Source organism: Streptomyces sp. NPDC039462 (assembly GCF_055639375.1).
On the sequence record NZ_JBVKAO010000001.1, the window covers coordinates 1,366,099 to 1,389,032 of the forward strand.

The 22,934-nt window shown below is 70.8% G+C and carries 18 protein-coding genes, 1 tRNA gene and 3 pseudogenes; 15 read left to right on the forward strand and 7 right to left on the reverse strand.

The window, feature by feature from the left end:
- The first annotated feature begins 288 nt into the window (after positions 1 to 288).
- From tdh to ACZ7LU_RS05840, 3 genes are all read left to right on the forward strand, one after another.
- Positions 289 to 1,317, forward strand: coding sequence for an L-threonine 3-dehydrogenase (gene tdh, locus ACZ7LU_RS05830; protein ID WP_468086616.1), 1,029 nt, complete (start codon positions 289 to 291; stop codon positions 1,315 to 1,317).
- A 116-nt stretch (positions 1,318 to 1,433) separates the two neighbouring features.
- Positions 1,434 to 2,633 (forward strand): glycine C-acetyltransferase, encoded by a 1,200-nt coding sequence (locus tag ACZ7LU_RS05835; protein WP_471915812.1) that lies wholly within the window; start codon positions 1,434 to 1,436, stop codon positions 2,631 to 2,633.
- Positions 2,634 to 3,264: 631 nt separating this feature from the next.
- Entirely contained in the window at positions 3,265 to 4,164 is a 900-nt protein-coding gene (locus ACZ7LU_RS05840; RefSeq protein ID WP_471915813.1) for a LysR family transcriptional regulator, read from the forward strand.
- Between the two features lie 154 nt (positions 4,165 to 4,318).
- On the opposite strand, the gene ACZ7LU_RS05845 is transcribed toward ACZ7LU_RS05840, so the two are convergent.
- Positions 4,319 to 5,221 (reverse strand): LysR family transcriptional regulator, encoded by a 903-nt coding sequence (locus ACZ7LU_RS05845; protein WP_471915814.1) that lies wholly within the window; start codon positions 5,219 to 5,221, stop codon positions 4,319 to 4,321.
- 195 nt (positions 5,222 to 5,416) lie between these two features.
- Here ACZ7LU_RS05845 and ACZ7LU_RS05850 point away from each other — a divergent pair, with 195 nt between their 5' ends.
- Entirely contained in the window at positions 5,417 to 6,340 is a 924-nt protein-coding gene (locus tag ACZ7LU_RS05850) for a PhzF family phenazine biosynthesis protein (protein ID WP_471915815.1), read from the forward strand.
- A gap of 303 nt (positions 6,341 to 6,643) precedes the next feature.
- On the opposite strand, the gene ACZ7LU_RS05855 is transcribed toward ACZ7LU_RS05850, so the two are convergent.
- Positions 6,644 to 7,435, reverse strand: a complete 792-nt coding sequence (locus ACZ7LU_RS05855; RefSeq protein ID WP_471915816.1) for an oxidoreductase — start codon at positions 7,433 to 7,435, stop codon at positions 6,644 to 6,646.
- Between the two features lie 338 nt (positions 7,436 to 7,773).
- Between ACZ7LU_RS05855 and ACZ7LU_RS05860 the strand changes: the two genes are divergently transcribed.
- The 6 genes and pseudogenes from ACZ7LU_RS05860 to ACZ7LU_RS05885 all read left to right on the forward strand — a co-directional run bounded on the left by ACZ7LU_RS05860 (position 7,774) and on the right by ACZ7LU_RS05885 (position 12,036).
- On the forward strand, positions 7,774 to 8,337 hold the full coding sequence (locus ACZ7LU_RS05860) for a helix-turn-helix domain-containing protein (RefSeq protein WP_398299155.1): 564 nt from the start codon (positions 7,774 to 7,776) through the stop codon (positions 8,335 to 8,337).
- Positions 8,334 to 8,948, forward strand: coding sequence for a GNAT family N-acetyltransferase (locus ACZ7LU_RS05865; protein ID WP_471915817.1), 615 nt, complete (start codon positions 8,334 to 8,336; stop codon positions 8,946 to 8,948). Before ACZ7LU_RS05860 ends, ACZ7LU_RS05865 begins: the two co-directional genes overlap by 4 nt.
- A gap of 141 nt (positions 8,949 to 9,089) precedes the next feature.
- Positions 9,090 to 10,064, forward strand: coding sequence for an alpha/beta fold hydrolase (locus ACZ7LU_RS05870; RefSeq protein ID WP_471915818.1), 975 nt, complete (start codon positions 9,090 to 9,092; stop codon positions 10,062 to 10,064).
- 48 nt (positions 10,065 to 10,112) lie between these two features.
- Positions 10,113 to 10,493 carry an MmcQ/YjbR family DNA-binding protein gene (locus ACZ7LU_RS05875; protein WP_398299149.1) on the forward strand — a complete coding sequence of 127 codons (381 nt, stop codon included), beginning with the start codon at positions 10,113 to 10,115 and terminating at the stop codon, positions 10,491 to 10,493.
- 296 nt (positions 10,494 to 10,789) lie between these two features.
- Positions 10,790 to 11,726 (forward strand): annotated as a pseudogene (locus ACZ7LU_RS05880) (MFS transporter); the annotation flags it as partial.
- A gap of 236 nt (positions 11,727 to 11,962) precedes the next feature.
- Positions 11,963 to 12,036 (forward strand) — tRNA-Pro (locus ACZ7LU_RS05885).
- Positions 12,037 to 12,206: 170 nt separating this feature from the next.
- Here the strand turns inward: ACZ7LU_RS05885 and ACZ7LU_RS05890 are convergent.
- The 5 genes and pseudogenes from ACZ7LU_RS05890 to ACZ7LU_RS05910 form a co-directional block, all read right to left on the reverse strand.
- Positions 12,207 to 12,329 (reverse strand): annotated as a pseudogene (locus ACZ7LU_RS05890) (integrase); the annotation flags it as partial.
- A 177-nt stretch (positions 12,330 to 12,506) separates the two neighbouring features.
- Positions 12,507 to 13,486, reverse strand: a pseudogene (locus ACZ7LU_RS05895) (transposase); the annotation flags it as partial.
- Positions 13,487 to 13,758: 272 nt separating this feature from the next.
- Entirely contained in the window at positions 13,759 to 14,148 is a 390-nt protein-coding gene (locus ACZ7LU_RS05900) for a hypothetical protein (RefSeq protein WP_471915819.1), read from the reverse strand.
- Positions 14,149 to 14,320: 172 nt separating this feature from the next.
- Positions 14,321 to 14,638: a hypothetical protein gene (locus tag ACZ7LU_RS05905; RefSeq protein WP_471915820.1), complete on the reverse strand. Its 318-nt coding sequence runs from the start codon at positions 14,636 to 14,638 to the stop codon at positions 14,321 to 14,323.
- Positions 14,639 to 14,825: 187 nt separating this feature from the next.
- Positions 14,826 to 16,286, reverse strand: coding sequence for a wax ester/triacylglycerol synthase domain-containing protein (locus ACZ7LU_RS05910; RefSeq protein ID WP_471915821.1), 1,461 nt, complete (start codon positions 16,284 to 16,286; stop codon positions 14,826 to 14,828).
- Between the two features lie 592 nt (positions 16,287 to 16,878).
- Here ACZ7LU_RS05910 and ACZ7LU_RS05915 point away from each other — a divergent pair.
- The 5 genes from ACZ7LU_RS05915 (at position 16,879) to ACZ7LU_RS05935 (ending at position 22,899) form a co-directional block, all read left to right on the forward strand.
- Positions 16,879 to 18,114 carry an MBL fold metallo-hydrolase gene (locus tag ACZ7LU_RS05915; RefSeq protein WP_471915822.1) on the forward strand — a complete coding sequence of 412 codons (1,236 nt, stop codon included), beginning with the start codon at positions 16,879 to 16,881 and terminating at the stop codon, positions 18,112 to 18,114.
- 669 nt (positions 18,115 to 18,783) lie between these two features.
- Entirely contained in the window at positions 18,784 to 20,067 is a 1,284-nt protein-coding gene (locus ACZ7LU_RS05920; protein ID WP_471915823.1) for a wax ester/triacylglycerol synthase domain-containing protein, read from the forward strand.
- A 28-nt stretch (positions 20,068 to 20,095) separates the two neighbouring features.
- Positions 20,096 to 20,371, forward strand: a complete 276-nt coding sequence (locus ACZ7LU_RS05925) for an acyl carrier protein (protein WP_468712251.1) — start codon at positions 20,096 to 20,098, stop codon at positions 20,369 to 20,371.
- Positions 20,368 to 21,576 carry a beta-ketoacyl-[acyl-carrier-protein] synthase family protein gene (locus ACZ7LU_RS05930; RefSeq protein WP_471915824.1) on the forward strand — a complete coding sequence of 403 codons (1,209 nt, stop codon included), beginning with the start codon at positions 20,368 to 20,370 and terminating at the stop codon, positions 21,574 to 21,576. The genes ACZ7LU_RS05925 and ACZ7LU_RS05930 overlap by 4 nt, the downstream gene beginning before the upstream one ends.
- A gap of 111 nt (positions 21,577 to 21,687) precedes the next feature.
- Positions 21,688 to 22,899 (forward strand): wax ester/triacylglycerol synthase domain-containing protein, encoded by a 1,212-nt coding sequence (locus ACZ7LU_RS05935; protein WP_471915825.1) that lies wholly within the window; start codon positions 21,688 to 21,690, stop codon positions 22,897 to 22,899.
- Positions 22,900 to 22,934: the final 35 nt, after the last annotated feature.

A 22,934-nucleotide genomic window follows, 5' to 3' on the forward strand; every position in this document is an offset into this window, starting at 1 on the left:
CGGGTCATGGTCAGAAGAAGTAACCGATTACTACGCTGAGGCGCCCCTCGCCCCTCGCCCCTCGCCCCTCGCCCCCCGTCCTCGACGTCGAGGATGTCCAGGACGGGTCGAGGACGTTCAGCAGCTGATCCCCTGCTTCTACTTCGAGCGCGGTCGGACCCGCCGACCCACAGGTTTGAAGGAAAGCTGCGGCGGCGCTTAAGAAATCCTCGATGGACCGGGGCGCCGCCGTAGGGAAGATTCCTGTGTCGTCGGGGGAAGAAGCGACGTACGACGGGAGCCGTGGCCGTGAAGGCGCTGGTCAAGGAGAAGGCAGAGCCGGGTCTCAGCCTGAAGGACGTGCCGGAGCCGGTCATCGGCCACGGAGACGTCCTCATCAAGGTGCTCCGCACCGGGATCTGCGGTACCGACCTGCACATCCGGTCCTGGGACGGCTGGGCGCAGCAGACGATCACCGCGCCGCTCGTGGTCGGGCACGAGTTCGTCGGCGAGGTCGTGGAGACCGGCCGTGATGTCGCCGACATCAAGGCCGGCGACCTGGTCAGCGGCGAGGGCCACCTGGTGTGCGGCAAGTGCCGCAACTGCCTGGCCGGGCGGCGACACCTGTGCCGCGCCACGGTCGGCCTCGGGGTCGGGCGGGACGGCGCCTTCGCGGAGTACGTCGCGCTCCCCGCGTCGAACGTGTGGGTGCACCGCGTCCCCGTCGACCTGGACGTGGCCGCGATCTTCGACCCGTTCGGCAACGCCGTGCACACGGCCCTGTCGTTCCCGCTGGTCGGCGAGGACGTACTGATCACCGGGGCGGGCCCGATCGGCCTGATGGCCGCCGCCGTCGCGCGCCACGCGGGCGCCCGCAACGTCGTGATCACCGATGTCAGCGAGGAGCGCCTGGAGCTGGCCCGCAAGATCGGCGCGAGCCTCGCGCTGAACGTGGCGAAGTCGACGATCGCCGACGGCCAGCGCGAGCTCGGCCTCCGCGAGGGCTTCGACGTCGGCCTGGAGATGTCAGGCAACCCGCGCGCGATGCGCGACATGGTCGCCAACATGACCCACGGCGGCAAGATCGCCATGCTCGGCCTGCCCGCCGAGGAGTTCGCCGTCGACTGGTCGCGGATCGTCACCTCGATGATCACCATCAAGGGCATCTACGGCCGCGAGATGTACGAGACCTGGTACGCGATGTCGGTGCTGCTCGAAGGCGGCCTCGACCTGGCCCCCGTCATCACCGGCCGGTACGGCCACCGCGACTTCGAGGCGGCATTCGACGACGCGGCGAGCGGCCGCGGCGGCAAGGTCATCCTCGACTGGACCGCCTGACGGCCGCCTTGCGCACTGCCCTTCGCGCCGCCTTTCGCACCGTCCTTTGCACTGCCTTTCGCACCGTCCTTCGCACCGGTCCAGCCCCTGAACTCCCCATCTCCTAAGGAACACGCATGTTCGACTCCGTACGCGAAGACCTCCAGGCCACCCTCGACGAGATCGTCGCCGCGGGGCTGCACAAGCCCGAGCGCGTCATCGGCACCCCGCAGTCCGCGACGGTGGCGGTCACCGCGGGGGGCCGCCCCGGCGAGGTCCTCAACTTCTGCGCGAACAACTACCTCGGCCTCGCCGACCACTCCGAGGTCGTCGCCGCCGCGCACGAGGCGCTCGACCGCTGGGGCTACGGCATGGCCTCCGTCCGCTTCATCTGCGGCACGCAGGAGGTCCACAAGGAGCTGGAAGCGCGCCTCTCCGCCTTCCTCGGCCAGGAGGACACGATCCTCTACTCCTCCTGTTTCGACGCCAACGGAGGCGTCTTCGAGACGCTGCTCGGCGCGGAGGACGCGGTCATCTCCGACGCCCTGAACCATGCGTCGATCATCGACGGCATCCGCCTCTCCAAGGCGCGCCGCTTCCGCTACGCCAACCGCGACATGGCGGACCTGGAGCAGCAGCTGAAGGAGGCTTCCGAGGGCGGTGCGCGCCGGAAGCTGATCGTCACCGACGGCGTCTTCTCCATGGACGGCTACGTCGCCCCGCTCCAGGAGATCTGCGACCTCGCCGACCGGTACGGCGCCATGGTCATGGTCGACGACTCGCACGCCGTCGGCTTCGTGGGCCCCGGCGGCCGTGGCACCCCCGAGCTGCACGGCGTCATGGACCGCGTCGACATCATCACGGGCACGCTGGGCAAGGCGCTCGGCGGTGCTTCGGGGGGCTACGTCGCGGCCCGTGCCGAGATCGTCGCCCTGCTGCGCCAGCGCTCGCGCCCGTACCTCTTCTCGAACACCCTCGCGCCGGTGATCGCCGCGGCCTCCCTCAAGGTCCTCGACCTCCTGGAGTCGGCGGACGACCTGCGCGAGCGCCTCGCCGCGAACACGGCGCTCTTCCGCTCCCGCATGACGGAGGAGGGCTTCGACGTCCTGCCCGGCGACCATGCGATCGCCCCGGTCATGATCGGCGACGCGGCCGTGGCAGCCCGCATGGCCGAACTCCTCCTGGACCGAGGCGTCTACGTGATCGGCTTCTCCTACCCGGTGGTCCCCCAGGGCGCGGCCCGCATCCGAGTCCAACTGTCCGCGGCGCACTCCACGGAGGACGTCAACCGCGCGGTAGACGCGTTTGTCGCTGCGCGGGCTGAGCTGGAGGGGTAGGGGGCTCGGGTCTCGGGGGGCCCTGGATGGCGCTTGCCTCTCTGGGCGGTCGGCCCGCGACGGGGGCCGGGGGGTGGGGCGCAGCCCCCGCCCCAGGGGCGCGGGGAACTGCGCGCTCAGCTATCCACCGGCCGGTGGACGCCCCTACGCCTCCGCCCCGGCGGCGAATGGGACGTCCCTCCTCGCTGGCCCCGCCGGGGGCGCGGGGAACGGCGTGCTGGACCCCCACCGGCCGGTGGACGCCCGTATGCCTCCACTGCGACCGAGACTCCAACAGGGCGCAACGCCTCAGGGGACGAAGGTGCGGCCTCTATGGGGGCGCAGCCCCCGCTATAGGGGCGCGGGGAACTGCGCGCTCAGCCCCCACCGGCCCGTGGGATGCCCCTAAGCCTCCGCTTCAGCGGCGAGGGGAACACCCCCCGGGGACGGGGGAGACTCCCGGCGGGGACGAAGCCCTGCCAGGGGGCGCGGGGAACGGCGCGCCAAGCCCCCACCGGCCGGTGGACGCCCCCTTCCTGTGCCCCAGCGGCGAGGGGGGAGCCCACCGCCCCCTGCGCAAGGGCGAGCCCCCGACCGGCGAGGGGCCGCCCCCCCAAGAACGGATGAGCCCCCCGTAGGGGAGAATCAGTGCATGATCGAAGCCCGGCGCCTGCACATCCTCCGTGCCGTGGCCGACCACCGCACGGTCACGGCCGCCGCCGCCGCGCTCTACCTCACCCCCTCCGCCGTCTCCCAGCAGCTCACCGCCCTGGAGCAGGAGACGGGCCACCGCCTGGTCGAGCGTTCCGCGCGCGGCGTACGGCTGACGGCGGCGGGCGAGATCCTGCTCACGCACACCAACGCGGTCCTGGCCCAGCTGGAGCGCGCCGAGGCGGAGCTCGCCGCGTACAGCTCCGGCGAGGCCGGCACCGTGACCGTCGCGGCCTTCGCCACCGGCATCGGCCTGGTCGTCGCCCCCGCCCTGGCCCGCCTCGCAGACTCCGCGCCCGGTATCCGGGTCCGCGTCCAGGACGCGGAGGGCGACGCGAGCCTGCCGATGGTCCTCGACCGGCAGGTGGACGTGGCCGTCGCCGTCGAGTACCGGGGCGCGCCGGGCGCGGACGACCCGCGGCTCACCCGCGTACCGCTCTACGCCGAACCCTTCGACGCGGTGCTCCCGCTCGGCCACCGCCTCGCGGACGCGGAACGGGTGGCCCTCGCCGAGCTCGCGAAGGACGCCTGGATCGGCCCCTTCGTGGGCAACCCCTGCCACGACGTGGTCGTCCTCGCCTGCGAACAGGCCGGCTTCCAGCCCATGCTGGAGCACTGGTCGGACGACTTCAGGGCGGTGGTGGCCCTCGCGTCGGCGGGTGCGGGAGTCGCCCTCGTACCCCGCTCGGCCCTGCGCGGCATGGACGTGTCGGGGGCGGTGGTACGCCCGGTGGAGGGCGTGGCCCCCACGCGCCGCGTCTTCGCGGCGGTCCGGTGCGGCGCGGAGGACCACCCGCTGATCCGTCCGGTACTGGACGCCCTGGGTGACGCGGCGACCTGAGACCCAGTCTCTGATCCCCGCCGGTGCCCCACGACGCCGGGTACGTGCTGCCCCGCTGAAGCCCAGAAACCTCAACGCCCTGGGCCGCTACAGCTCCGTCAGCCCGTCAGCCCGTCAGCCCGTCAGCCCGTCAGCCCGTCAGCCCGTCAGTCCGTCAGTCCGTCAGCCAGTGCAGCTCGTGCGCCACGGTTTTGGCGACGGCACGGACGCGGCGGTGCAGTGGCGACTGTTCGCGTGGGAGGACCAGGTGGATGGTCAGGCTGGGCGCGCCGTGCAGCGGGCGCCAGGTGATGCCGGGCGGTGGTGCCGTGGCGGCGGCCTCGCCGGCCGGGGCGAGGGTGCGCCCGTCGCGCAGGTCACGCTGTGACATGTCGAAAGAGACTGTGGGCGTGAGGAATTGGGGTTGTGGCCGGATGTCGCGGAACACCGCGGACAGCTGGTCGTGGATGACGGGGTTGGCCGCACGGTGGGGGAGGCGCAACGGATACGCGGCTGCGTCGGCGATCTCGATCTCCGGGTGTTCGGCCAGCGGATGGTGCTGCGCCAGCTGGACGCCGATCCGCGCCCGGCGCAGCAGGTAGCGGCGTACGCCGCGGCCCGGTTGTTCGCCGCGGGTGATCCCGGCATCGATGCGGCCCTCGGCAACGGCGGCGGTGATCTCGGGCGTCGCCATCGGGACCGCGTCGACCTCGAGTCCGGGACTGCTGTGCATCAGCTTGTCCACCAGGGCCGGTGTGGTCTCGGCGCCGGTGCTGAGGCTGTATCCGATGCGCAGCGTGCCCAGTTCACCGGCCGCCGCGCTCCGGGCGGTGTCCCATGCCCGGTCCAGCGCCGCCAGCGCGGGCGGCGCGGACTCCGCCAAAGCCGCACCGGCCGTGGTCAATACGACGCTCCGCGTGGTGCGGACCAGCAGCGGGGTACCGAGTTCCGTTTCCAGTCGGCGTATCCGGGCGCTGAGTGCGGGCTGTGCGATACCGATCCGGGCGGCCGCGCGGGTGAAGTTCAACTCCTGCGCCAGCACCAGGAAGTACCGCAGGCTGACCGTATCCGGCGCCATGCGCCCTCCCCGCCGATTGATAACGATCCGTTCTGAGCCTATCCCGTACCGATCTTTCCCCCGACCCCACATCAACTCATAACCTGCGCATACGACGATTCAACAGACCGCGGCCCTGGACATCGCACGCATACAGATCGCCACCGGCGGTTTGGTCGTCATCCTCTATCCGTTCGTTGTGCGAAAGGTGGGCCGATGTCCTGGCCGGATGTCACGGTGGTCGACGCGTGCGTGCGGCGCGACGGCCGGGGCGGCAGCCCCACGGCCGTCACCGACGACGACCCGGCGGCGACGGACGCGGACCGGCGTGCGGTCGCTGCCGCGGCCGGCACCTCACACGCGGCCTTCCTCGGACCGGGGCGGACGCCGGACGGTGGCCGGCCGGTCCGGTTCTTCACCGCCACCGCCGAACTGTCCGGCTGCGGCCACGGCACCGTCGCCGCGCAGGCCGTCCGGTTGACCCGCACCGCGCTGGGCGAGCTGCACGACCGCCAACACACCGGCGGGCGCACGTTCGACACCGTCGCGATCCGCCGCCCCGCCGCCATCGAGGTCTGGTTCGACCAGGGCCTCGTCGCACTGCGTCACCCGGCACCGGACGAGCGCGCCGCGATCGTCGCCGCGCTCGGGCTCACCGCGGACGACCCGCATCCGACGGACGCGCCACGGATCGCCGCGCCCGGCGCACCACGCGCGCCCGGCGCACCACGCATGCTGATGCCCGTCCGCGACCGGTCGGCGCTGCTCCGAGTCCACCCACACCTCGGCAGGCTGACAGCGGCGTGCCGCCGATACGGGCTCCTCGGCTGTTTCGTATACGTACCTCCGGTGGGCGACCGACCGGGTGCGGCGCGGATGTTCGCGCCGGCGATCGGTGTCGACGAGGACGTCGCCAACGCCAACAGCACCGGCTGCCTGGCCGCCCACCTGCTCGACACGACAGGGGCACAGACGGTCGCGATCGAGGTGGAACAGGGGGACAGCCTCGGTCGACCGGCCAGCGTGCTCGCTTCGGCCCGACGCGGGCCGGCGGGCATCACGACCCGGGTCGGCGGGTTGGCGGTGGTCCGCGACGGACACCGAGGCGACGACGAGACCGTCCTGTTCCGCGATCCGTGATCCACGATCCGCGCATGGAGATGGGGCTGCCCGCTGCGGGCAAGCGTTGGCATCCGGCAGCGGCCGCCACCGATACGCGGTGTCGAGGGCGCGGCTGAGTATTCACCGGGAGACGCGCAGCTTGGCGGCGACGACGGTTCGGGCTTGCACGAGGGCGACCGCCGACGCGCCGCACGGCGCCAATCCCACGCTGCCCCAAGCTCTAGGCTCCGCCCGAGCAGGGCAATCCAGGAGAGCCAAGGGAGGCCAAGGGAAGCCAAGGGAGGCCCCCACAGACAGGCTTGAGCATCGCCACACGTCCCGTCACACCGTCTTCACGGAGTTCCCGTCGATGACGTAGTCCGCCCCGGTGACACCGGCGGCGACCGGCGACCCCAAGTAGGCGACGAGCGCGGCGACTTCGTGCGCCTCCGCGAGCCTGCCGGTGACCATTCCCGCGGTGCCCGGGAGGCCGTCGAGCAACCGCTCGTGGGGCACACCCATGGACGCGGCGAGCTGGGCGCCGTAGCCGTCGGAACTCTCCCACATGTCCGTGCGCACGGGGCCGGGCGAGACGGTGTTGACCCGTACGCCTCGCGGCCCGAACTCCTCGGCCAGCGCCTTGCCGAACGCGGTCAGCGCGGCCTTGGCGGTGCTGTACGCGATCGGGCCGGCGTGTGGCGTCCGGGCGCTGGTGGAGGAGACGTTGACGATGGCACCGCCGCCGTCGGCGACGAGGTGGGGCAGCGCGGCCCGGGTGGTGCGCACCGAGGCGAAGAAGTTCAGGTCGAACGCGTCGCGCCACTGCTGCTCGGTGCAGGCGAGAAAGCCACCCGTCCAGCCCGCGTCCGCGTCACCGCCGCCGACGTTGTTGACGAGGAGGTCGAGCCCGCCGAGTTCTGCCTCGGCGCGGGCCACGAGGCGGGCGGGGCCGTCCACTGTGGACAGGTCCACGGCGACGCCCACGGCGCCGGTGGCCTTGAGCTCCGGTGTGAGCGTGCGGGCCGCCGCCACGACGCGCATGCCCTCGTCGATCAGCGCGGACACCGTGGCCAGCCCGATGCCCCGGCTCGCCCCGGTCACGAGTGCGGACTTGCCGGTCAGCCGCAGATCCATGAGTTCCCCTTTTTCATCTGTTCCGTGAGCCGGCGATACCCAGGTGCCCGCAGGCGGCCCATGGTGTGCCGGGACGTTCAGGCTCCCCCTCTGAGTCTCGGCGCAACATGACCCGCAGCTGGCGCGAGACCGGCACCCGCGAGGCGACGGGAGGGATCAGGGAGTTTCCCGGGACCGTCCCGACTTCCTCAACTTCTCGGCTGTCGCGGCTGTCGCGGCTGTTTCCACGCACGACCAGGGACGCCCGGCACAGGACCTGCTGCGTGCGAGGCGCGGCACGTATCCGAGATGTGGACCACAGTTGTCCGTCATCCCAGATGCGGGATAGCGTGCCAGATATGGAACACGATGGAGTCGACGCGCGCCTCGCCGCCCGACTGGCCGAGCTGCGTGCGGAACGCGGCTGGTCCCTGGGCGAGTTGGCCGAGCTGAGCGGGATCAGCCGCTCCACCCTGTCCCGTGCCGAGCGCGCGGAGATCAGCCCCACGGCGGCCCTCCTGAACCGCCTTTGTGCCGTCTATGAACGGACCATGTCGCAGCTCCTCAGCGAGGTCGAGGCGGAGCCCGCCCAGCTGGTCCGGGCTGTCGACCAAGCGGTCTGGGCCGACGACGAGGCGGGCTTCATGCGCTGGTCCGTCTCGCCCCCCAGCACCGGAATGCGCGCCGAACTGGTCGAGGGCCGACTGCAGCCGGGCGCCGACATCGCCTACGACCGGCCGCCGGTGCCCGGCCTCGAGCAGCACATCTGGGTGCTCGAAGGCTCCCTGGAGGTGACCTTGCAAGGCGAGGTGCACACCCTGCGCACAGGCGACTGTCTGCGCTTCCGGCTCTGGGGCGCGTCGCGGTTCCGCTGCCGGGGCGAGGAGGCCGTGCGGTACGCACTCGTGGTGGTGAAGCCATGACTGGAGCTCCCGCGACGACGACCGCAGTAGTCGAAACGCATCCTGTACGCCTCGACGCCGCCGCGCTTCTCGACGCCTCCGACGATCTGGCGGAGCTGCTGGTCGAGACGGTACGGGGCGGTTCCTCGCTCGGCTTCCTCGCAGGCCTGGACCGGACCACCGCGGCCGCCTGGTGGCGCGGCCTCGCCCCGTCGGTCGCGGACGGGTCCCTCGCCGTCTGGGTGGTCCGCGGCGAGGGGCCCGGCGCCCGGCGCGTCGCGGGCACGGTCGGCGTCGCCTTCACCGACAAGCCCAACGGCCGCCACCGCGCCGAGATCATCAAACTGATGGTGCACCCCTCCGCGCGCGGCCGGGGCCTCGCCCGCGCCCTCCTGGACGCCGCGGAGAGGGCGGCGGCGGAGGCGGGTGTGACCCTTCTCGTCCTGGACACCGAGACCGGCAGCCCCGCCGAGACCGTCTACAGGAAGGCCGGCTGGACCGTGGCCGGAACCATCCCCGACTACGCGGCGGACCCGACAGGAACCCTCCACCCGACGACCCTCTTCTACAAGCGGCTCGGCACCGATCGCGACTGCGTCGACGCCGAGCCGACCCGCGCGGCGCGTCAGTAGCGCAGCGCCGCCAGATCTGTACGGGGCATGGAGGCACATCGGCCCGCATGACGTCCCGCGCGCGGGGGAGGCTGCTCCGAAGAGATCCAGCGAAGAGCACCAGCGAAGAGAATCAGCCGCACCCCCAGGGAGCCCGCCGCGATGCCCGACCGAGCCGAAGAAGCCACCGCCCCCGCCGCGTACACCGCGGGACTGCTGAACGCGGAGGACGGCGTGCCCGTCGCCACGTACACCTGGCTGCCCGCCGACGGCAGGCCGCGCGCGTACGTGCAGATCGCGCACGGCGCCGCCGAGCACGCCCTGCGCTACGACCGCTTCGCCCGCCACCTGACCGCGCACGGCTACGGCGTGGTCGCCTCCGACCACCGGGGTCACGGCGCCACCGCGCAGGCCACGGGCGGCTACGGAGTGACCTCCGGGGCGGGCCCGGAGGGCGCCGACAGCTGGCGCGCGATCGTCGACGACCTCAAGGCCATCGGCGACCAGGTGCGCACGCTGCACCCCGGCACGCCGTTCTTCCTCCTGGGGCACAGCCTCGGCTCGCTCCTCGCGCGGGACTACGCCCAGGAGTACGCCGACGGGCTCGCCGGTGTGATCCTCTCGGGTACGTTCCGCTCGCTGCCCGGCGCCGAGATCGAGGGCTCGATCGCCCGCCTGGAACGAGAGATCGCCGAACGCGGCCGCGCGGCCCTCTCGTCGTACGTCCCCGACCTCTTCGCCTCGTTCAACGATCCGTACACCCACCGCACCGGCTTCGAGTGGCTCTCGCGGGACGAGACCGAGGTCGACGCCTACGTGGCCGACGAACGCTGCGGCTTCGCCTTCTCGGCCGGGCTCTCACTGGACTGGGTGCGCGCCGTACGGAAGATCAACGACCCGCGCAACATCGCGCGCGTGCCCACCGATCTGCCGATCCACATCGCGGTCGGCGAGGAGGACCCCTGCAACCAGCGGATGACGCTGGTCCACGAACTCCTGGAGGACTACCGGTACGCGGGTATCGAGGACCTGACATGGAAGGGCTACCCCGACGCACGCCACGAGATCCTCAACGAGACCAACCGCGACGAGGTCCAGGAGGACCTGACGGCCTGGCTGGACAAGCGAGTCCTCTGAGGTGACGGCCGAGGGGTGACTGTCAGTGGTGTTGGCTACGGTTCTGGCATGTCGAAGTCCAGATCCCGTGCCCGCGTCACCTCCGAGGACGTGCGCCGCATCGCCCTCGCCCTGCCGGAGACGGTGGAGAAGGTCGCGTGGAGCATGCCGACGTTCCGCGTGGCCGGAAAGATGTTCGTGACGGTCCCCGACGACGAGACGTCCTTCGCCGTGCGCTGCCCGAAGGTCGAACGCGACGAGCTGGTCCTCGCCGAGCCGGACAAGTTCTGGGTCGCGGCCCACGAGGCGGGTTCGGCCTGGGTCCGAGTGCGCCTCGCGGCCCTGGACGCCGACGAGCTCAAAGACATCCTGTCCGACTCCTGGCGCCAGGCCGCACCACCCCGACTGCTGGAGGAGCACCCGGAGTTGGGAGTGGTCTCCACGGGATGAGCGCGTAGAGAGCGCTGTCTGCACGCCGTGACATGATCCCCCCGTTACGCCGGTAGGTAGGGGGGACGGCGGCTGGGGCCCGCCGTTCCGGCCGGGGCTAGGGGAGCCGGGGTCGCGACAATCGGGCCCAGGGCCGCCGAGGTCGGGACCGGTGAGGGCAGGACCAGCCGGAGTCGCGACAGTGGGGGCCGCGACAGTCGAGGGATGGCCGACCGGCGCCCGGCCGACCGGCATCCGGCAGGTCGACACCCAGCGGGTGGGGGCAAGCCAGCAGCTATGCCGAGGTCGACCGGAGCATCTGGTCGCGGGACTTCGGGCTGTTCTTCGCGGCCCGTGTCGTGGCGAAGTTCGGGGACACCATGTTGCCGGCCGCTTTCGCCGCCGGGCTGCTGCGGCACGGGCACGGCGGAGGGCCGGTCGGGTGCTCGCGATGGCCGCGACGACCGTCTGCTTCGCGGCTCTGCTGCTCTTCGGCGGAGTCTTCACCGACCGATTCAGCCCCCGCCTGCTGATGACCGCCGCCGACCTCGTCCGGCTCGGCCCCAGGCGCTCGCGGCGGCCCTCTTCTTCACGGGCACGTCGTCCTCTGGCAGACCTGCGCGCTCGGCGCGGTAAACGGTGCGGCCGTCGCCCTCTTCCAGCCCGGTGCGGCCAGCACGGCACCGCGTCCCTCGCGGGCCAGGCCGCCGCCGGTGACCTGGTCGGCCTCGCCCCCCGGAGCGGTCTTCGCCGCACACGCGGGAACGTAGGGGCTGAGCGCCCTGTGCCTTCTCCCGCTCCGCCTGCCGCCCGCGCGCCCAGGATCGCAGCCGCCGCGCAAGGGCTTCCGCGCCGACCTGGTCCAGGGCTGGCGCGAATTCAGGTCCCGCACTTGGCTGTGGGGCGTCATAGCCGTCTTCGGCGTGCTGATGATCACGACTACGGGCCCGACTGTGCCGCTGATGGCCACACTCGTCGTCCAGGAGCAGGGCTCCGGCTCCTACGTACGGCCTGGTGAACTCCGTCCTCGGCGCGGGCACCGTCCTCGGCGGCCTCCTCGCCCTGCTCCTGCGCCCCCGCCGCATGCTCCGCGCCGGGGCCGTCGCCCTGGTCGCCTACAGCGCCTCCCCGGCGGCGGTCGGCGTCCAGCTGGGCGTTCCCCTGGTGGCGGCGGGCGCGGCCGTCACGGGCGTGCTACCGGTCGGCCAGGCCCTTGCTGGCCCGGCGGCAACCGCCTTCGGCGCGGATACGGTCCCGCCCTGCTGGGACCGCGCCCACCCAACCGAACAGGCGAACGAATGCCCGCCGAGCCCTCGAAGCGCCTGTGAGCGTGATACAGGTCGCGTCACAGCCGCTCCAGCAGCGGCTTAGAGCGTCACTCGCCGTGCGAGGCGGCCCGCACCCCGGAAAGGGGTGAGCGATCACCGGTCGGAGTGCGGTATTGTTTCGGTGCGCGTTCGGCCAGGGGAAACCCCAGGTCACACGGGCAACGGGACGTGGCGCAGCTTGGTAGCGCACTTGACTGGGGGTCAAGGGGTCGCAGGTTCAAATCCTGTCGTCCCGACTCGTAAGAGTCGCAGGTCAGGGCCGGTTTTGGAGGAATCCGAAACCGGCCCTTGATCATTTTTGGGGACCAGATGGGGACCGGCGTGCTTGACCGGGTTCAGCGGGCCATGACAATCGGGTTTGGCGGCGAGCGCGCAGCGCGCTGAGGTGAGCGCCGCCCCGCGGCCGTGTGTGCCGAAGGTCGTGGTAGCACAGGTGCTCGCAGCCGATCTTGGTGACCACCTCGTCCCAGTGTGTGGCGTCGCGCAAGACGGCGGTGGAGATACGTCCGCCGTGCGGGCCGGTGTGAAGGGGCGTGCCCCGGATGCGCCAGAAGCCCGCCACGGGATGATCTTGCTGGCTACTGTGCGACATCCCGCGAGTTCCCCCAGGTCGATGGACGCCGGTGGCCGGCCGGGTGTCGGGGCGCCACGGACGGCCCGGGTTGCGGCCGGCGGGGGTGGGGCGCCTGCGGTGCCTTCTTCAGCCGGGGCACCCGGGTGAAGTGGCGGGTGTGGTAGGCGGAGGCGACCGCGCCGCCTGAACCCTCGGCGGACGCGTGCGTGCCGGGGGGAGGAGGAGAGAGAGCCGGCCGGGCTCTGCGGGCCGTTCCCATGGGCGGCGGACGTCCTCGATGAGTGGGCGCCGAGTCGCAGTTGGGTATGGGCGGTGATGATCGGTCACGTCCAGCGGTCTGCGGCGTCGGGGGTGCGGGCCTCGGGCGGGTCCAGTCGAGCGTCTGCTTGGCCGCGGAGATCGAGTCCTCGTCGGTCATGCCCGTCCGGGAGGACCACAGCAGCACAGGCAGCGGGTCTCCGCCGCCGGGCAGGTGGTCGAGCTCCAGTCCGGATCAACGTGCCCTCGATGATGAGGAGTTCGCCGTCGGGGTCGACCCAGGCCGAGCGAGTGGTGAGCCGGAGGTGGATACGGTCCGAGGCCATTGTCCGCGCGGTGCCGTAGCGGTCGGTGACCTGCACGGTCGCCCGGTCCGGCTCGCCCCAGGTGTCCGGTTTGGCGAAGCGGAACTCCTTGCTTGTTTCGGGGGCCGGCCACCCTGCGGCGGACAGATCCAGGGGCGGGGCACGGGCCTGCGTATCGCCCGGTCTGAGCGCAGTCGGCCCAGTACCTCCACCGGCAGGCCGTCCAGGAGGTGAGTCATGCGCGGTGCGTCGTATCCGGCGTCGAAGACGGCCAGGATGCCCGCGTCGCCTTCGCGCCGCTGCCCACCGACGATCAGGTCCTCGGCGCGGCGGACCTGGACGGCAGTGACCTCGGCGACGTCGTCCTCGGGTCCGAGACGGGCCGCGTCCAGCAACTGGCACCAGGACGTGCGACCGGTCTCCAGTGCTGCGACGAGTGGGTATGGCCAGCCGGGATCATCAGGTGCTGGTCCCGTCCGCGGCCGTAGGTGTGGCAGAACAGCCGCTCCGTCTGCACGGCCCGTCCGGCCGCAGTCGGTTGCTGACGTCCCCACCCTCGTCGCTGCACCGACTCGCGCAGTCCCACTCGGTGCGGCCATCCTGGAAGACCTCGAGGAATACGGGCCCGCCAGCATCGTGTGGGTGCCGTTGAACGGGGCGGCCCCCGCTCCAGGGCCACCCTGTGAAGTGCCCCCGAGACTCGCTCTCGACGACTGTTCAGGTCAACCATGCGTGCGGCGACGCGGCGGGGGTGGGGGCGTCTCGGTCTCGGTCGCACCGCCCCCGGCCCGTGAAGGCACCAGGGGCGCGCATTCGAAGACTCAGGCCTTGTCGTAGTACCAGCCGCTGCAGTCGTACGGGCCGCTGGAATTGTGCTGACACGCCTTGTACCGCACCGGCGTACCCTCGGCGATCTCGTAGTTGACGACCACAGGAGGCGCGTTGTAACCCTTCGCATTGATGACGTCGTCGTATGCATACCAGACGCCGTTGACCTTGATGTCGATCAGGCCGATGGTGCCGACCCCGTTGGAGGCGTAGTCGTGGATGGTGAAGATCTCGCCGTGAGACTGGAACTCGACGTTGGCCTCGCAGCCCGGATTACACACCCCGCCGTCGGCCATCGCGGACGGCGCGCCGACCAACAGGCCCGCGCCGAGCGCCCCGGCCATACCGAGAGTGGCGAGGATTCCCTTTACGCGTGCATGCATGAATGTTCCCCTTTCCCGCTGTGTGACGTGAACGGCGTAGAACTGCATTGCGCGAGAACGACTCTTGCCGTGATCCTGTGAGGGGCCAACCCATTCGATCTGCTTCGAATAGCTGGACATTCGATAGAATCGGGGAACTGGGGGTGTACGAATCCACTTCAGTGGCGTCGATTTACGAAAAGTAACGATCGCTCGGCAATCCCCGCTGATGTGGGAGATCGAACGCAGCCTGCCCGAGGTTGCATGGTGAAGCCGCCGGTGCCGGGGGCGTGGCGGACGATTCCGAGGTCGATGCCGAGGCGGGCGGCGTGATCGACGAGGTATTCGCGATAGCCGCGGTCCGCCCAGCCCTTGCGGATGGCGGGGTGGGCGGAGGGATCCGTTCAAGGAGGGCCTGGCCGGCGGTGGAGTCCTGGGTGCTCGCGGCGCTGACCAGGACGGTCAACAGCCGGCCGGTCGCGTCGATCACGACGGACCGCTTGCGGCCCACGATCTTCTTGTTGGCTTCGGCGCCCTGTCCGTGCGACAGGGCGAAACCCTCAGCCAGAAGGTGCTTGGCTCATATGTGTCACGTCCTCAACCGCTTCGTGACGAGTTACTAGTGACGAGAGAGGGGCGTGGCGCCCAGGTGTGGGAAGGGGCCGCGTAGTCGTTGTTGCACCCCATCTGCTCCCGCTTCACCTCAAGGGGCGCCGGTTCGCGCCGGATGTCTCAGCTTCGTTCTCGTGTGCCCCGCCGGGCTGCCTGGGGCTGAGGAGCCCTGCGGGCGGCTCTGTCTCGCATGACCGCTGTGCGGCAGGTCCGGCCGAGCGCTGTGAGCCAGTCACTGCCAATGCGCGCATCTCAGCCACGAAAGCGTCAGCAAGTGGGCGGGCATAGGCGCGGTGCGAGTCATCCACGGCGATGCACAGGGAAAACTGCCCCCCGTATTGCACAAGCACCACACTGATACTCATGCCCGCAGAGAGGTTAGGGACGCCAAGGAGGGACGCGGCGCTGTGGCCATTGACTACCAAATCCTCGGTGCCGTCGCCGTATCGGGGAAAACTGCAGGAGAAGGTAGCCAGCGAGCCGATGTCCATCTGGCGAGCAATAAATCGCACCCCGACCCCGCCGAGACCGGCTAGGTAATCCCCGATCCGTGCCAGACCATGCGCTCTGCGCAGCCGCTTGTTGTCCTCCATCTGGCGCCCCACCTCGCGCAGCCGCATCACCGGATCAGCCATCTGCAGCGGCAACCGCACCCGCACACCCGACAAGAAATTGCCCAGCGCATGACGAAACTCCGGACCGCGCAGATCCACCGGTACCGCCGTATATACGCGGTCCAACCGCGGTGTCCTTCCCAGGAGGCCCGGGCAGGCGTGCACCGCCGAGGCAAAGGCGGCAAGGAAGACGTTGTTGGGCGAAGTGCGCCCTTCGGGGAGCGCCTTCCTGGCTGCGTCCATGACGTCAGCAGGAAAGCTGCTCCACGCCACCGTGCGGTCTGAGGCCGCCACCGACTCGCTGCACTCGTAACGTCCCGGGCGACGTCCCAAACCTCGCAGTGCCTGTGTCATCTCCCGAACGCCGCCTGTGGCTGCCGGTACAGCTTCAAGCTCCTGTGGCGCGGGTGGCACAGATCCCGCTGTGTCGTCGCCCAGCAGACGCATAACGGTGAACATCGAGGCGCCGTCCAACAGGGCGTGATGTGCGCGGAGCACCAACGCGAAGTGCCCTGGAGTGGCGTCATGCACGACACGAAGATCCCACAAAGGGCCCCCAGCCACGCGCGGCATGCTGCGGCCGACCAAATCGGCCGCCAAGTCCTCTAGGCACTGGCCACTTCGCAGGCGTTCGTGCGTCACATGGCAGGCAACGTCCAACTCCTCCGCAAGACGCCATACGTACGGTCGCCGCAGCATGCCCCTGGTATCGGTCTCCAGCCGCAGGCGCAGCCGCGTGACTGGCCCGAGGCGCTGCCGCACTCGATCATTCAACTGCTCAGGTGTCGGCGCAGGGCCTGGAAAGACAGCCACCAACGCGATGGTGGCCGGAAAGCCTGAGTTCTCCTGCTGCAACGCCAAAACCGCGTCCGCCATATGCATCCTCATGACCTGCATCCTTGGGATAAAGACCACCCGGGTCGGATCGGGCACGAACAGGATCGATCGAGGACGACCCCGGAGCGCGAGATTCGTAACTCAGTGTATCCTCTCCTGTTCGCAGGGTAGTGGGTGTGAACCTATGCGCAGGTGTGAATTGACGTCGCCGCACCTATCGCCGCGTCCCTCTTCCTAGGGGGATTTGGCATGGCCGCCTTGACCCGATGCCTGCGTGGGAAGGCAAGAGAACGCGTGGCGCGTGCGCCCCGCCCCGCCTTTTCCCGACTGCACGGTCACCGCCGTCCGCGTCGCGCGCCGGATGCAGGTCGCCAACCACCCGGCCCGCGGTCTGCTGCTGGCGGCCCCCGTCGAGAGCCTGGCCGATCATCATCGCTCCGGCAACAACCCTGCGCCCTCTCACCCACACCGCCGCACGCCGGCTGGAGGACCCGGCGTACGGCTGAGGTGTCTGGCAGGGCGCCCCCATCACACCGTCGCGCCCGCGGGCACGACGGCCCGCGAGGGCTCGTCGTTCAAGTCCCCGCCGATCGCCCCGTCGAGGAGGTCGCGGGCAGCCGTCCGGTCATCCCGGCCGGGCCGGCGGGGCGCACCATAATGGAACGCCCCGACTTCCCCTGGAGGTGCCGTGAGCGGCTCCCGTCCCACGAGCAACGGGCTGCGTGCGCTGCGGCCGGCGGCCCTCGGCGCCGACCCGGCCGGGGCGCGACTTGCGCGCATCCGCCGCTCACCCCACTTCAAGGACGGCGTGTTCGTGAACCCCGGCGGCGCCGCCGGCATCCGCCCGTCCGGCTTCGCGCTGGACTTCGCGAAGGTGTACCTCGACAAGGAGGCCCGCTCCCGGCGCTCCCCGACCGGCGCGGTTCCGGTGCACGCCACCACGCTCGCCGACCTCGCCCGGCCGTCGACCACCGGGCTGCGGTTGACCTGGATGGGACACTCCAGCGTGCTCGCTGAGATCGACGGGCGGCGGGTGCTCTTCGACCCTGTGTGGGGTGAGCGCTGCTCGCCGTTCCCCTTCGTCGGCCCCAAGCGGCTGCAGCCGGTTCCCCTGCCGCTGGCCGCGCTCGGCCCGGTCGACGTCGTCGTCATCTCGCACGACCATTACGACCACCTCGACATGCCCACGATCAGGGCACTGGCCGGCACGGATACGCTGTTCGCCGTGCCGCTCGGCGTCGGAGCGCATCTGGAGCACTGGGGCGTCGCGGAGAGCCGGCTGCGCGAGCTGGACTGGCACGAGGAGGCGAAGGTCGGCCCCCTCACCCTGACCGCGACCCCGGCCCGCCACTTCTGCGGGCGCGGCCTGCGCAACACTCAGCACGCGCTGTGGGCGTCCTGGGTCGTCGCTGGGGAGCGGCACCGGATCTATCACAGCGGCGATACCGGCTACTTCGACGGCTTCAAGGACATCGGTGCCGCGCACGGGCCGTTCGACGCGACGATGATCCAGATCGGCTCGTACAGCGAGTTCTGGCCCAAGAACCACACCGGCTATATGCCGCTGCCGGGTGCGTGGCCAGACAATCACATGTCGCCCGCGAAGGGGGTGCAGGCGCACCTTGACCTGCAGGGAGGTGGTCCGGGTGGGGTGATGCTGCCGATCCACTGGGCGACCTTCAACCTGGCCCCGCATGCGTGGGCGGAGCCGGGGGAGTGGACGAAGGACGCGGCGGAGGAAGCGGGGCAGGCGGTGGCGTTCCCGCGTCCTGGCGAGCCGTTCGAGCCGGCGGGGAAGCTGCCCGCGGATGCTTGGTGGCGTGGTGTGTCTCAGCCGATCGCTCATCCGTGGCGCCGGCCGAAGCCGGCGCAGACTCCTGCCGAGGCACCCGAGCATGATCTCGACCTGGCGGGTGATCGGTGACGTCGGGTGAGGAAGGGCTGGGCAGGGCCGTGGTTCTGCTGGCCCACCTTTCGGCCGAGGAGCGTGATCGCGCTGTGCGTTGACTGTTCGACACGACGAACGGCATGACCGAGGTCGCGCTGTGGCCGGCTGAGGCCGATGTGCAGGCGCTCGTCGAGAGCGCGATCGAGTCCGTGCTCGGGGTCCGCTTCCGGGCCACCGAGTACGGTCACCCCAGACCTCATCCGCACGCTTGTCAACAGCGGTGGGTGGCCTCGGCGAAGTGGGTGTCACCGCAGGCGGCAGAGGCCGCCAGGCGGATCTGCACCAGGGGAGGGTCGATCGCTGGTTCTTGGTGGACTCCCGCGTGGCCCGGGCCTACAAGTGCCTCGGACAGGCCCCTTGCGCTGAGCCGTGACGGGGCCCCGTATGGGTGAATGGCCTCTTTTATTCAGGTGTGCGGATGTTTCCCCTGACAGAATCGGCGGGTGCTCACCGATGGCAGCAGCCGACTCGAGCGACGCCACGAGGAGTTTGTAGTAGCCAACCGGCCCGTCACCAGTCTCGGACACCGGGCCGGTCGCTGTGCCGTGGACGTGCCTGATCGACGTGGAAGGCCATGAGTTCGGCCACTGCAGTGCCCGGCACCGGGGTTGTGTACCGACGGAAGACAGACAGGCGGTGTAACTCATGAGACTGTCCCTCGCCGACGAGATGCTCCTGCGCAACGGATGCTCCGGTGTCACGGGGCTGGCGGCGGTCTTCTCCGGGGAACCGCCTACATTGAAGGAAGTTCGGCGGCGGGTCGCGGAACGCTGGACGGGCCTGTCCCGGTTGAACCAGGTGCTTCGCTTCACACCTGGCGCCGACGAGGACGGGCGGCGCGCGCACTGGGCCGTCCCTGGACCGTTCCACCCCGATGAGCACGTTCTTGACGCGGACTGTGAGTTGCACGAGCTGTGGGCCCACCTCGTCAACCGGCCGCCGCCCGGCGGGGTGCCGCTCTGGCGGCTGTTCCTCGTTCCAGGGGGATCGGAAGGCGGCTTCGCGCTGGCGCTGGTGGCCCAGCATGTGCTGCTGGACGGGCGTTCCGTCACCGTTGCGCTGCGCGTGCTGATGGACGGCGCCGCCCCTGTACGGACCACCAGCCGGGCGCCCCGGCCCCCTCGCGTCCCGCTGGCCACGGTGGCTCGGGAGCTCAAGGCACTGACCTCACAAGGGCAGATCCTCCCCCTGCCCTCGCCGGACCAGGCGGAGCCCTCGGTCGCCGTGCGCCTGCTGCCTGTTCCCATGCTGCGTGCCGCGGGCCGGCACCCTCAGGGCACTCGCGGCGCCACCCCGAACGAGTTGCTGACCAGTGCGGTGGCCGGAGCGCTGCGCACCCAATTCGGTCCTTTGAAGGACTGGCCGTCCGCGCGGCCGGTGTACGCGTGTGTGCCGTGCGATCTGCGAACACGGGAGAACCAGGACGAGTTGGGCAACGTCGTCACCGCTATTCGGGTCGCGCTGCCCCTCGGCGTCACCGACCCGGTGGCCCGCCTGCGGGTCTGCCAGGGGGCGCTCCAAGCGGTGCCCGAACGAGCCGGCGTTCACGCCGCCGTGCTGCTCCCCCTTGCGGAGAGCCTTCGGCGGATGGCGCCGTGGGCAGGTGCGCGGCTGACCGGCAGAGGTGGCCGGCCGTCCTACATGGCGACGGTGACGACCACCGCGAAGTGGCGGGCCCGCTCGACGACCTTTCAAGGCCGGGAGCTGCAGCACATGGTGGGCCTGCCCCCGTTGTCCCGGCCGGGCGGTGCCAGCTTTCTGCTGATGCAGACTCCGGGCGCGTGCGCGCTGACCGCCGTGTGTCACCTGCTTCCCGGCAGCGCCGACCGGCTCGCCGACGCCGTCGCCCAAGAGATCGACACCTTGGCGCGGATGGCAGAGCCGGGCCACCACGCCGACCACGCCGTCGCGCATCGACCAGGCCCCTGATGACAGCACCAGAGCGAAGGAAGACGCCGTGAAGACAGCACACCTGGACCACTGGGATGAGCTGCGCGCACTGTGCGCGAGCTGCCTGTCCGTGCCGGTGCAGGACGTCGTGCCGCAAGCCCGGCTCGTGGCCGACCTCGGGGCCGACAGTTTGGACATCACCGAACTCCAGGCTGCCGTGGAGGACCACTTCAACGTGTCGTTCAGAGGCGTCGATCCCGCCTCGGTACGCACGGTCGACGACTTGGCCGGGCTCATCGAGCAGCTGCGCACCACCCGTGCCTCGGGAGTGGTCACCGGATGACTCACCCGAGCGCCGTCGCGGTCACGGGCCTGGGTGTCCGCTGCGGGGCAGGGACGAGTGCCGACGCGCTGTGGAAGAACCTGCTCACCTCCCGCTGCCCGGCCCAGATGCACGCCTTCGATGCCGAAGGCACAGTCGTACGCCCCGCATGCCCCATGCCCGATTTCACTCCGGAGGGCTACCTCACCTTCAAAGAAGCGCGGCGAACGGACCGTTCCGTGCAGCTGGCGGTGTGCGCCGGCATGGACGCGGTCGCCGATGCCGGGGGCCTCCGTGCCCCCGCGGACCGCAGGGCGGTCGTCACCGGCACCGGCTACGGCGGGGTGATCGCCCAGGAGGCCGGGATCGGAGGGCCCGACGTGCTGTACGTATCCCGGATCATGCCCAACGCCGGCGCACACTGGCTCAGTACCAAGCTCGGTGCCACCGGCCCCACGCTGACTCTCTCCACGGCCTGCGCCTCCGGCAGCCACGCGGTGGGCGAGGCGATGCAGATGATCCGGGCCGGGCGCGCCGATGTAGTCGTGGCAGGCGGCCACGAAAGCCCCATGACCGCGACGACCGCGCTCGCCTTCGGCCGATCCGGTGTCATGATCACCGAATGCGACGAACCTGCCCGTGCCTTGAGGCCCTTCGACACGGACCGGCAGGGCTTCCTGCTCGCCGAAGCCGCAGCCTTCCTGGTGCTCGAACCACTGGATGACGCCCGCCGCCGCGGCGCCCGGATCTACGCCACCCTCACCGGGTACGGGTGCGCCTCCGACGCCCATCACCTCACGGCGCCCCACCCCGAAGGCACCGGCGCGCGAGCGTGCATGGAACAGGCGCTCGCCGACGCCGGCACCCCTGCCGACGCCGTCACGCACATCAACGCGCACGGCACCGGCACCGCTTTGAACGACGTGGTCGAAGCACGCGCTCTCACCGCCTTGTTCGGCCCCGCTGCCGTCCCGGTGACCGCCAGCAAGGCGGTCACCGGGCACTCCCTCGGCGCGGCGGGAGCCCTGGAAGCCGTGATCACCTGCCTGTCACTGCACGAGGAGACCGTGCCGCCGACCGCGAACACCGTGCGCCTCGATCCGCAGTGCGACGTCGACCTCGTGACCGCCCGGCCCCGCAAACTGCCCGCCGGACCGGCCCTCAGCACCAGCTTCGCCTTCGGTGGCCACAACGCCTGCCTCGTCTTCGACACCCCCGAGATCTGACCCGCCGACCGCACCGAAACCAACGACCGTACCCATCGCGAGCCCAGGGAGATCCGCATGCGGCTGTCAGGGAAAGACGCAAGCTTCCTGCGCCCGGGGCTGCCCGGAACAATGGGCTCTGCCACGCTGTACACAGGCGAGCCGTTCGACCTGACCGAACTTCGCTCCCGTGTCGGTGAGCGGTGGGGTGCGCTGGAGCGGATGCACCACATCCTGCGGCCCCCTTCCCGGCTGGCGGCGCTGTCCGGCCACCGCTGGGCGTTCGCGGGGCCGTTCGACCCGGCCGCACATGTCACCGCCTGCGCACAGGAACTGCCCTCGCTCCTGGCCGCGGCGGCAGTCCGGCGGCTGCCTGCCGACCGGCCCCCGTGGCAGCTGCTGGTGCCCGAACCCGCACCGACCGGCGAACAGTCCCTGGTGTTGCTGGCCCACCACGCGCTTCTCGACGGCGGCTCCCTCGCCATCCTCCTTCGCCTCCTCATGGACGAGGCCGACATCCGCGTCCGCGCACCAAAACCCGCCTCGATGCTGCCGCGGCCCCGCGTCCCGATCACCGATCTGCTCAGGGAGTGGCATGCCAGCAGCGGCCAGGGACAACCCCTGCCACCGGCACCCGGCGAATGCCGCCCCTCCACCACCGTCGCCCGGCTCGACCCCGCCGTGATGCGCTCGGCACGGTGCCAGCCCACAACCGGACGGGGCGCGACGTTGAACGAACTCCTCCTCAGCGCCCTGGCCGGTGCCCTCCCCGCCTGCTACGACGCCCTCTCAACCCGGCCCTGCGGCGCCGCGCCCGTGTACGCGAGAGTGCCCGTGGATCTGCGCAGCCCGTCCGAGGCGCAGACGCTCGGCAACCTCAGCACTGCCATCCGCGTTCCGCTGCCCGTCGACATCGATTCCCCGGCCGATCGCCTGCGGACCTGCCAGCACCTGCTGTCGACGGCGAACCGGCGATGCCAAGCTCACCGAGTGGCCCTGCCCGTCCTGGAAGGCATCTCCCGCGCGGCACCCTGGCTGACTACTGCGCTGACCTCAGCGCTGACCAGGCGCATGATCCAGCCCGATGTGAGCACAGCGGTATGCACGGCGTTCAAGTGGCGAGGCGGTCCGAGCCGCCTGCACGGCCGCCGCCTGACCGGCATCACAGCCCTGCCTCCCCTCCCTCCACCCGGCACCGTCAACCTTGATCTCGTCCAGAAGGCGGAGACCTACACGCTCACCGTCGTCAGCCACCTCCGCCCCGGTGACTCCCAACTGATCGCCGACACCGTGACAGGCGAACTGACAACGCTGGCTCAGCTGAGCACTTCTAACGCCGCATGAACAGCCGGGGCAGCGGAGCGAATCGGCCGGCATAG

What these genes read in the sequence shown, in the direction of transcription:
- ACZ7LU_RS05875 (WP_398299149.1), top strand. Translation starts at nt 10,113, where the DNA reads ATGTCGAAGTCCAGATCCCGTGCCCGCGTCACCTCCGAGGACGTGCGC.
- ACZ7LU_RS05855 (WP_471915816.1), bottom strand. Translation starts at nt 7,435, where the DNA reads ATGGATCTGCGGCTGACCGGCAAGTCCGCACTCGTGACCGGGGCGAGC.
- ACZ7LU_RS05900 (WP_471915819.1), bottom strand. Translation starts at nt 14,148, where the DNA reads ATGCATGCACGCGTAAAGGGAATCCTCGCCACTCTCGGTATGGCCGGG.
- ACZ7LU_RS05850 (WP_471915815.1), top strand. Translation starts at nt 5,417, where the DNA reads ATGTCCTGGCCGGATGTCACGGTGGTCGACGCGTGCGTGCGGCGCGAC.
- ACZ7LU_RS05930 (WP_471915824.1), top strand. Translation starts at nt 20,368, where the DNA reads ATGACTCACCCGAGCGCCGTCGCGGTCACGGGCCTGGGTGTCCGCTGC.
- ACZ7LU_RS05870 (WP_471915818.1), top strand. Translation starts at nt 9,090, where the DNA reads ATGCCCGACCGAGCCGAAGAAGCCACCGCCCCCGCCGCGTACACCGCG.
- ACZ7LU_RS05860 (WP_398299155.1), top strand. Translation starts at nt 7,774, where the DNA reads ATGGAACACGATGGAGTCGACGCGCGCCTCGCCGCCCGACTGGCCGAG.
- ACZ7LU_RS05865 (WP_471915817.1), top strand. Translation starts at nt 8,334, where the DNA reads ATGACTGGAGCTCCCGCGACGACGACCGCAGTAGTCGAAACGCATCCT.
- ACZ7LU_RS05845 (WP_471915814.1), bottom strand. Translation starts at nt 5,221, where the DNA reads ATGGCGCCGGATACGGTCAGCCTGCGGTACTTCCTGGTGCTGGCGCAG.
- ACZ7LU_RS05935 (WP_471915825.1), top strand. Translation starts at nt 21,688, where the DNA reads ATGGGCTCTGCCACGCTGTACACAGGCGAGCCGTTCGACCTGACCGAA.
- ACZ7LU_RS05840 (WP_471915813.1), top strand. Translation starts at nt 3,265, where the DNA reads ATGATCGAAGCCCGGCGCCTGCACATCCTCCGTGCCGTGGCCGACCAC.
- ACZ7LU_RS05835 (WP_471915812.1), top strand. Translation starts at nt 1,434, where the DNA reads ATGTTCGACTCCGTACGCGAAGACCTCCAGGCCACCCTCGACGAGATC.
- ACZ7LU_RS05920 (WP_471915823.1), top strand. Translation starts at nt 18,784, where the DNA reads ATGAGACTGTCCCTCGCCGACGAGATGCTCCTGCGCAACGGATGCTCC.